Annotated in this window: 9 protein-coding genes; 2 read left to right on the top strand and 7 right to left on the bottom strand. The window is 70.3% G+C overall.

Features of this window, described 5'->3' with window-relative positions; genetic code table 11:
- Positions 1–117 precede the first annotated feature (117 nt).
- Positions 118–1,524 (top strand): glutamate decarboxylase, encoded by a 1,407-nt coding sequence (gene gad, locus ABT116_RS36375; protein ID WP_351643036.1) that lies wholly within the window; start codon positions 118–120, stop codon positions 1,522–1,524.
- Here the strand turns inward: gad and ABT116_RS36370 are convergent.
- The 6 genes from ABT116_RS36370 to ABT116_RS36345 form a co-directional block, all read right to left on the bottom strand.
- Positions 1,521–2,282: an ABC transporter permease gene (locus ABT116_RS36370; RefSeq protein WP_351643028.1), complete on the bottom strand. Its 762-nt coding sequence runs from the start codon at positions 2,280–2,282 to the stop codon at positions 1,521–1,523. The genes gad and ABT116_RS36370 overlap by 4 nt on opposite strands.
- Positions 2,279–3,229 (bottom strand): ATP-binding cassette domain-containing protein, encoded by a 951-nt coding sequence (locus ABT116_RS36365; RefSeq protein WP_351643026.1) that lies wholly within the window; start codon positions 3,227–3,229, stop codon positions 2,279–2,281. Before ABT116_RS36365 ends, ABT116_RS36370 begins: the two co-directional genes overlap by 4 nt.
- Before the next feature lie 73 nt (positions 3,230–3,302).
- Positions 3,303–3,944, bottom strand: coding sequence for a PadR family transcriptional regulator (locus ABT116_RS36360; RefSeq protein WP_351643023.1), 642 nt, complete (start codon positions 3,942–3,944; stop codon positions 3,303–3,305).
- A 10-nt stretch (positions 3,945–3,954) separates the two neighbouring features.
- Positions 3,955–4,506, bottom strand: coding sequence for a DinB family protein (locus tag ABT116_RS36355; protein ID WP_351643021.1), 552 nt, complete (start codon positions 4,504–4,506; stop codon positions 3,955–3,957).
- 106 nt (positions 4,507–4,612) lie between these two features.
- Positions 4,613–6,076, bottom strand: coding sequence for an aldehyde dehydrogenase family protein (locus ABT116_RS36350; protein ID WP_351643019.1), 1,464 nt, complete (start codon positions 6,074–6,076; stop codon positions 4,613–4,615).
- 96 nt (positions 6,077–6,172) lie between these two features.
- Positions 6,173–7,009: a Sco1979 family transcriptional regulator gene (locus ABT116_RS36345; protein WP_502983997.1), complete on the bottom strand. Its 837-nt coding sequence runs from the start codon at positions 7,007–7,009 to the stop codon at positions 6,173–6,175.
- Positions 7,010–7,340: 331 nt separating this feature from the next.
- Between ABT116_RS36345 and ABT116_RS36340 the strand changes: the two genes are divergently transcribed.
- Positions 7,341–7,856, top strand: a complete 516-nt coding sequence (locus ABT116_RS36340; protein WP_351643017.1) for an ATP-binding protein — start codon at positions 7,341–7,343, stop codon at positions 7,854–7,856.
- A 92-nt stretch (positions 7,857–7,948) separates the two neighbouring features.
- Here the strand turns inward: ABT116_RS36340 and ABT116_RS36335 are convergent.
- Positions 7,949–8,069: DUF397 domain-containing protein (locus ABT116_RS36335; RefSeq protein WP_351643031.1), on the bottom strand; the 121-nt coding region annotated here is incomplete at its 5' end.

The raw sequence follows: 8,069 nt of genomic DNA, 5'->3' as shown, positions 1-8,069 counted from the left end.
GCCGGCCTGGCTGCTGGTGACGGGCCGGCCGCAGATGCAGCTGCGCAAGGACGGCACGTCGGTCCGCTGAATCCCCTGTCGATGCTCCCCCTGCAGAACTCACCCCTGGAGGCACCCATGCCCCTCCACGAAGGCCCCCACCGAGCCGCCGAACGCCGCCTGTCCGTCAACCCCTTCTACGGTCCCGCCAACCCGCTCGGCGACATGGCCGAGGCCCCGCCCACCCACCGGCTCCCGGACCAGCCCATGGCACCGGCGACCGCCCACCAGCTGGTGCGCGACGAGCTGATGCTCGACGGCAACGCCCGGCTGAACCTCGCCACCTTCGTCACCACCTGGATGGAGCCCGAGGCCGGGCTGCTGATGGCCGAGTGCCGGGACAAGAACATGATCGACAAGGACGAGTACCCGCGCACGGCCGAGCTGGAGCGGCGCTGCGTGGCGATGCTCGCGGACCTGTGGCACGCGCCCGACCCGGCGAGTGCCGTGGGGTGTTCGACGACGGGGTCGAGCGAGGCGTGCATGCTCGCCGGGATGGCGCTGAAGCGGCGCTGGGCGAAACGCAATGCCGACCGCTACCCCGGGGCCCGGCCCAACCTGGTGATGGGCGTCAACGTGCAGGTCTGCTGGGAGAAGTTCTGCAATTTCTGGGAGGTGGAGGCCCGCCTGGTGCCCATGGAGGGCGAGCGGTTCCACCTGGACCCGCAGGCCGCGGCCGAGCTGTGCGACGAGAACACCATCGGCGTGGTCGGCATCCTCGGCTCCACCTTCGACGGGTCCTACGAGCCGGTCGCGGACCTGTGCGCGGCGCTGGACGCGCTGCGGGAACGGACCGGGCTGGACGTCCCGGTGCACGTGGACGGGGCGTCCGGGGCCATGGTCGCGCCCTTCCTCGACGAGGACCTGGTGTGGGACTTCCGGCTGCCGAGGGTGGCGTCGATCAACACCTCGGGGCACAAGTACGGGCTGGTCTACCCGGGCGTCGGCTGGGCGCTGTGGCGGGACGCGGAGGCGCTGCCGGAGGAACTGGTGTTCCGGGTGAACTACCTGGGCGGCGACATGCCGACGTTCGCGCTGAACTTCTCCCGGCCGGGCGCGCAGGTCGTGGCGCAGTACTACACGTTCCTGCGGCTGGGCCGGGACGGCTACCGGGCCGTCCAGCAGGCCGCGCGGGACGTGGCCACGGGACTGGCCGGGCGGGTCGAGGCGCTCGGCGACTTCCGGCTGCTGACCCGGGGCGACGAACTGCCGGTGTTCGCCTTCACGACCGGGCCGGACGTGACGGCGTACGACGTCTTCGACGTGTCCCGGCGGCTGCGCGAGCACGGCTGGCTGGTGCCCGCCTACACCTTCCCGAAGAACCGTGAGGATCTGTCCGTGCTGCGGGTGGTGTGCCGCAACGGCTTCTCCGCCGATCTCGCCGATCTGCTCGCGCAGGACCTGGAGCGGCTCCTGCCGGACCTGCGCCGGCAGCCGCGCCCGCTGACCGAGGACAAGGGCGCGGCGACCGGCTTCCACCACTAGCGGCTGAGCCGCGCGAACCTCCGTACCGCCAGCGGGAAGAACACCGCCAGCAGGGCCAGGGGCCAGATGATCGCCGGCCACGCGTGGCCGGACTCGGTGCCGGGCACGCCGAACAGGTCCCGTACGGCCGTGGCCGTGTGGGACATCGGGTTCCACTCGACGACCGTGCCCAGCCAGCCGGGCATGGAGCCGGGTGCGGCCAGCGCGTTGGAGAGGAAGCCGACCGGCCAGACCAGGATCTGCACGGCCTGGACCATCTCCGGCTTCCCGGCCACCAGGGCCAGGTGGATGCCGATCCACAGCATGGCGAACCGGAACAGCAGCAGCAGTCCCACGGCTTGGAGGAGGGCCGCCGGGCCCCCGCCGGGGCGCCAGCCGAGCGCGGCGCCCACGCCGATGAGTACCGTCAGGCCGGCCGCCGACTGGAGCATGTCGGCGGCCGAACGGCCCACCAGCACCGCCCCGTTGGCCATGGGCATCGAGCGGAAGCGGTCGATCACGCCCTTGTTCAGGTCCTGCGTGACGGCGAGCATCGTGCCCTCCAGGCCGAAGGCCATGGTGAGCGCGAGCATGCCGGGGATCAGGTAGTCGCGGTACTCGCCGCTCACCCCGCGGCCGCCGCCGACGAGGTAGCCGAACATCAGCAGCAGCATCACCGGGAAGACCAGGTTGACGACCAGCTGCACGGGTTGCCGCCCCCAGCGGGCGAGTTCCCGGCGGGTCATGGTCCAGGAGTCGGTCAGGGCATGGGCGCTCACGCGGCCCCCTTCACTCGGTGGTCGTCCCCGGTGAGGTGCAGGAACACCTCGTCCAGCGTCGGGCGGCGCAGGGCGACGTCCTCCGCCTCGATCCCGGCCTCCTGAAGGGCCCGTACGACCCCGGAGAGCGCCTCCATGCGGTCGGTGACCGGGGCGCTCAGCAACCGGCGGTCGGCGTCGACGCTGATCCCGGTGAGGGGCAACAGGGCGACGGCGGCCCCCAGTTGGCCGGCGTGCCGCAGGATCACGTCGATACGGTCACCGCCGGTCTCGGCCTTCAGCTCGTCCCCCGTGCCCTCGGCGACGACCCGCCCGGCGTCGACGACCGAGATGCGGTCGGCGAGCTGGTCGGCCTCCTCCAGATACTGCGTGGTCAGCAGGACCGTCGTGCCGCCGCCTACCAGGGAGCGGACGGACGACCACACCTCGGCCCGCCCGCGTGGGTCCAGACCGGTGGTGGGCTCGTCCAGGAACAGCACCTCCGGCTCGGTGATCAGGGACGCGGCGAGGTCCAGGCGGCGCCGCATGCCGCCGCTGTACTGCCGCACCGCCTTGCGGCCGGTGTCGGCCAGATCGAAACGCTCCAGGAGTTCGTCCGCACGCGCGCGTGCCCGCCGCGCGCCCAGATGGTGCAGCCGCCCGAACAGCTCCAGGTTCTGCCGTCCGCCGAGCTCCTCGTCGAGCGCGGCGTGCTGGCCGAGCAGGCCGATGCGCAGCCGCACGGCGTACGCCTCGCGCACCACGTCGTGCCCGGCCACCTCGATCCGGCCCGCGTCGGGCCGCAGCAGGGTGGACAGGACCCTCACCAGGGTGGTCTTGCCGGCGCCGTTCGGGCCGAGCACTCCGTGCACCGTGCCGCGCGCGACCGTGAGGCCGAGCCCGTCGAGCGCCTTCTTGCCGCCGTACGTCTTCTCCGCGCCTTCGACGGTGATCGCCGTGTCGGCCACTGAGTCTCCCTCGCTAGTCAAACTTGACTACAAGCGCAAACGTAAACCCGTCCGAGCCATTCGTCAAACTTGATTAGTGGGCGTCCCCGGGGTGCCGCTCCCCCGTCGCGTACGGGTTCTCCTCGTCGTCGGCCAGGACGCCGACGAACGGGTCGCCCTCGTCGGCGAAGGTGTAGGCGCCGCCCTCGATGCGCTCGATGAGACCGCGGGTCCACTCGGCCTCGGAGTCGGCCGTGTGGACCCACATGTTCATGATCTCGCCGATGTGTCCGAGCTGAGCGGGCCCGTCCTCGGGCACGTAGTGCTCCAGGACGGCGGCCCGCCACTGCTCGATCCGCAGGGTCCGCTCCTTCAGCAGGGCCACCGCCTCCGCCCTCGGCAGGTCGACGACGAAGCCGACGGCGGCCGTCTTCAAGTCCCCGCGCTGGTCGTAGGTGACCAGAGCCTCACGCAGCAGCCGGAAGTACTCCTCGTTCCCCTGCCCGGTGATCTCGTACTCCGTGCGCGGCGGGCCGCCCGCCGTGGACGGGGCGGTCTCGTGCGCGTGCAGCAGCCCCTGCTTCGCCAGCTGCTTCAGGGCGTGGTAGATCGAGCCGGGCTTGGCGCTGGACCACTCGTGCGCGCCCCAGTACTCCAGGTCGTTGCGCACCTGGTAGCCGTGGGCGCGGCCGTGCATACGGACCGCGCCGAGCACGAGGAGGCGGATCGTTGACATGCGGCCAAGGCTATGCCTCGGCCGCCGCCCGCTGTTCCTCGGCCACCAGCTCGAAGGCGGTCCTGCCGTCCAGGGACTCGCGGATGATGTCGGCGTGACCGGCGTGCCGGGCCGTCTCGCGGATGAGGTGCAGGCAGAGCCAGCGGTGGGAGACCCGGCCGTCCGGCGGGAACCAGGGCTGGGCCGGCAGCGCGAACGTGTCGTCGAGGCTGGGGACCGAGCGGATGTACGCCTCCGTCTCGGCGGCGACCTTCTCCCAGTAGGCCAGCTGTGACTCGACGGTCTCGCCCTCGACCAGCCGGAAGCACTCGTGCCAGTTGCTCTGGTCCCGCACTACCGCAGGCGGCTCGCCCTTGGCCAGGGAGACCCACATCTGCTCGACCTCGACGACGTGCTTGAGCAGACCGGCCAGGGACAGCTCGCTCGCGCTGGGGCGGGACGACGCCTGCTCGTCCGTCAGCCCGAGCACCGCCCGGCGGACGCCGCCGCGCTGCTCGGCGATGAAGGACAGGAGCGCTCCGCGCTCGTCGCCGTGTGCCTCCGCCGGAACGTGAGTGACCATGACCGCCGCCTTTCACCGGGCCAGGGGGCCTCTCCCCCTGACACCGACCACGCTACGGACCCTTGCGGTCAGGTTCTGTCCGCAAGGGTCCGGGCGCCGGAAGGCTCTAGAAAGGGAACCCGCTCCGGCCGTGCTGCACCGAGATCCACTTGGTCGTGGTGAACGAGTCGAGCATCGTGTCGCCGTTGAGCCGGCCGATCCCCGAGTGCTTCTCACCGCCGAACGGGACGATCGGCTCGTCGTGCACGGTGCCGTCGTTCACGTGGAACATGCCCGTGTCGATCTGCCGGGCGAACGCGACACCCCGCTCGATGTTCCCGGTGTGGACGGCACCGCTCAGGCCGTAGGGCGTGTCGTTGACCAGCCGTACGGCCTCCTCCTCGCCGTCGAACGGGACGAGGAAGGCCACCGGCCCGAAGACCTCCTGCCGGAGCAGCGCCGAGTCGGCGGGGACGTCCGTCAGCACGGACGGCTCGACGAGGTTGTCGGTCCGCCCACCGCGCACCAGGGCCGTGGCGCCCTCGGCGAGGGCCTGCTCGACCACGCCGGAGACGGCGTCCGCCTGCGAGGAGTTGATGACCGGGCCGATGACGGTCTCCGGGTCGCGCGGGTCGCCCGTCTTGAGGGTCTTCACCTTGGCGACGAACTTCTCGGTGAACTCGTCGGCGACCGCCCGGTCGACGAGGACCCGGTTGGCGGCCATGCAGACCTGGCCCTGGTGGACGTACCGGCTGAAGACGGCCGCGTCGACCGCGTAGTCGATGTCGGCGTCGTCGAGGACCACCAGCGCGCTGTTGCCGCCCAGTTCGAGCACGGAGCGCTTGAACAGCCGGGCGCAGACGGTCGCCACGTGCCGGCCGACCTGGTCCGAGCCGGTGAAGGAGATGACCTTGGGGACCGGGTGCTCGAGGAAGGCGTCGCCGATCTCCGCGATGTCGGTGATGACGACGTTCAGCAGACCGCCGGGCAGCCCCGCGTCCTCGAAGATCTTCGCGACCAGGGAGCCGCCGACGATCGGCGTGTTCTGGTGCGGCTTGAGCACCACGGCGTTGCCGAGGGCGAGCGCCGGGGCGACGGACTTGATCGACAGCAGGAAGGGGAAGTTGAAGGGGCTGATCACACCCACGACCCCGACCGGCACGCGGTAGACGCGGTTCTCCTTGCCGTCCACCGGCGAGGGGATGATCCGCCCCTCGGGGGCCAGCGCCAGGTGGACCGCCTCGCGCAGGAACTCCTTGGCGAGGTGCAGCTCGAAGGCGGCCTTCAGGCGCGTGCCGCCGAGCTCGGCGATGATGGCCTCGGAGATCTCGGCCTCGCGCTCCTCGATCAGGCGCAGCGCCTTCTCGAAGACCGCCCGGCGGGCGTAGGGGTTGGTCGCGGCCCACTGCTTCTGTGCGCGGGCCGCCGCCCGGTAGGCCTGATCGACCTCGTCGACCGTGGCTATGGTGATCGACGCCAGCTTCTCGTCGTCGTACGGGTTGAAGTCGATGATGTCCCAGGAGCCGGTACCCGGGCGCCACTCACCGTCGATGTACTGCTGTGCAAGGTCGGTGAAGCAGGACGACGACATGTGTGATCCCTCGATCCCTGGCAGACCTCTGATCGTGCCTTCACGATCTGATCACACGTCATCGTACTGATGTTTCAGGCGAGTTGGAGGGGCACTTCAGGAGAGCTGGAGGAGGCCCCGCAGAAGGTCCCGGCTCTCCGAAGGGCCCGGGCTGTCGCTCTGGAGCTCCTTGAGCGCCTTCTCGTACTGGGCGACGTCCTCGACCTTGTCCAGGTACAGCGCGCTGGTGAGCTGCTCCAGGTAGACGACGTCCGACAGGTCGGACTCCGGGAAGCTGAGGATCGTGAACGCGCCACTTTCGCCGGAGTGGCCGCCGAGGCTGAACGGCACCACCTGGAGCCGGACGTTGGGCCGCTCGGAGATCTCGATGAGGTGCTGGAGCTGGCCCCGCATCACCTCGCGGTCGCCGTAGGGGCGGCGCAGGGCGGCCTCGTCCAGGATGATGTGGAAGTCCGGCGCGCGCTCGTCGAAGAGGTGCTTCTGCCGCTCCAGCCGCAGCGCCACGCGGCGTTCGACGTCGGCCTCGCTCGCCCCCTGCATGCCCCGCCGGACCACCGCGTGGGCGTACGCCTCGGTCTGCAGCAGACCGTGCACGAACTGCACCTCGTACGCCCGGATCAGCGAGGCGGCGCCCTCCAGGCCGACGTAGGTCGGAAACCAGCTGGGCAGCACGTCCGAGTAACTGTGCCACCACCCGGCGACGTTGGCCTCCTTGGCCAGGGACAGCAGGGAGGATCGCTCCTGCTCGTCGGTGATGCCGTACAGGGTCAGCAGGTCCTCGACGTCTCTGGTCTTGAAGCTCACCCGGCCCAACTCCATCCGGCTGATCTTCGACTCGGAGGCGCGGATCGAGTAGCCCGCAGCCTCGCGCGTGATGCCCCGCGCCTCACGCAGTCGCCTGAGTTGTGATCCGAGCAGCATGCGCCGCACCACCGATCCCGGCTCTCCCGCGCTCACGTTCGCCAGCCTCCCCAACGTCTTCAGGGGCCGCAGTCTGCCACTAAAACACTCCGAGCAGTACTCGTCCGGTTACGGAAACGGAATCGGGACGGTCGACGCTCGCGCGCGGGAGCAAGAAGAAGGCAAGTGAACGGCCAAAGATGGACGCGAAGATGACGGAAAAATTTCCCAACAACCGTCACGGGACATCTCATTCCGGTCACGTGCACGTGCATCTGCCCTTGCATCTGCTGAACGCATCCGAAACCATGGTCCCGCACCACCGCCGCATCGCACCGACCGCGAATTCCCGGGAGTGCCTCGCATGGGGACGAATGGATCGACCATGCTCGAGCCGTTACGGCAGGGCCTTCCGCCGCTGGATCCCGCGGCCGTGTCCGACGCCGCCTCCTGCGCTCTGCCCGCCCGCTACGAAGCGGTGCGCGAAGCACGGCGGTTCACCCGCACCACCCTCGACCAGTGGGACATGGGCGAGCGGTTCGACGACGTCTGCCTGGTGGTCTCGGAACTCGTCACCAACGCGCTGCGGCACGGCCTGCCGGCGGGCAAGGCATGTACCGGCGACCGCGAACCTCCCGTGCGGCTGCACCTGATGCGGTGGGCCGAGCGGCTGGTGTGCGCGGTACGCGATCCCAGTCACGACAGTCCGGTCGCCCGGGAGACCGACGACTTCTCGGCCGAGTCGGGACGCGGGCTGTTCCTCGTGGACTCCTTCAGCGACAGCTGGGGCTGGCACCCGCTCGCGGGCGCGCTCGACGGCAAGGTGGTCTGGGCGCTGTTCCGGCTGCAGCACGCCGGTTCACGACCCGACGGGGAATGAAAGACCGGGGCGCATTCTCGCGTCGCGGTTCTACGCGCGTCACCGCGCGCTGAGGGCGGATCGCCCCGATTTCGCCGGGGGCTGCCGGAGTTTCAGCCGCCCACCAGGTGGTCGAACTCGCCGTCCTTCACACCCAGCAGCATCGCCTCGATCTCCGCACGGGTGTAGACCAGTGCGGGACCGTCGGGGAAGCGCGAGTTGCGCACGGCCACG

Source organism: Streptomyces sp. NPDC002130 (genome assembly GCF_040296465.1).
In the GTDB taxonomy this organism is placed as follows: domain Bacteria; phylum Actinomycetota; class Actinomycetes; order Streptomycetales; family Streptomycetaceae; genus Streptomyces.
The sequence above is the reverse complement of the archived record's forward strand: the minus strand, read 5'-3'. Positions and strand labels throughout refer to the sequence as shown.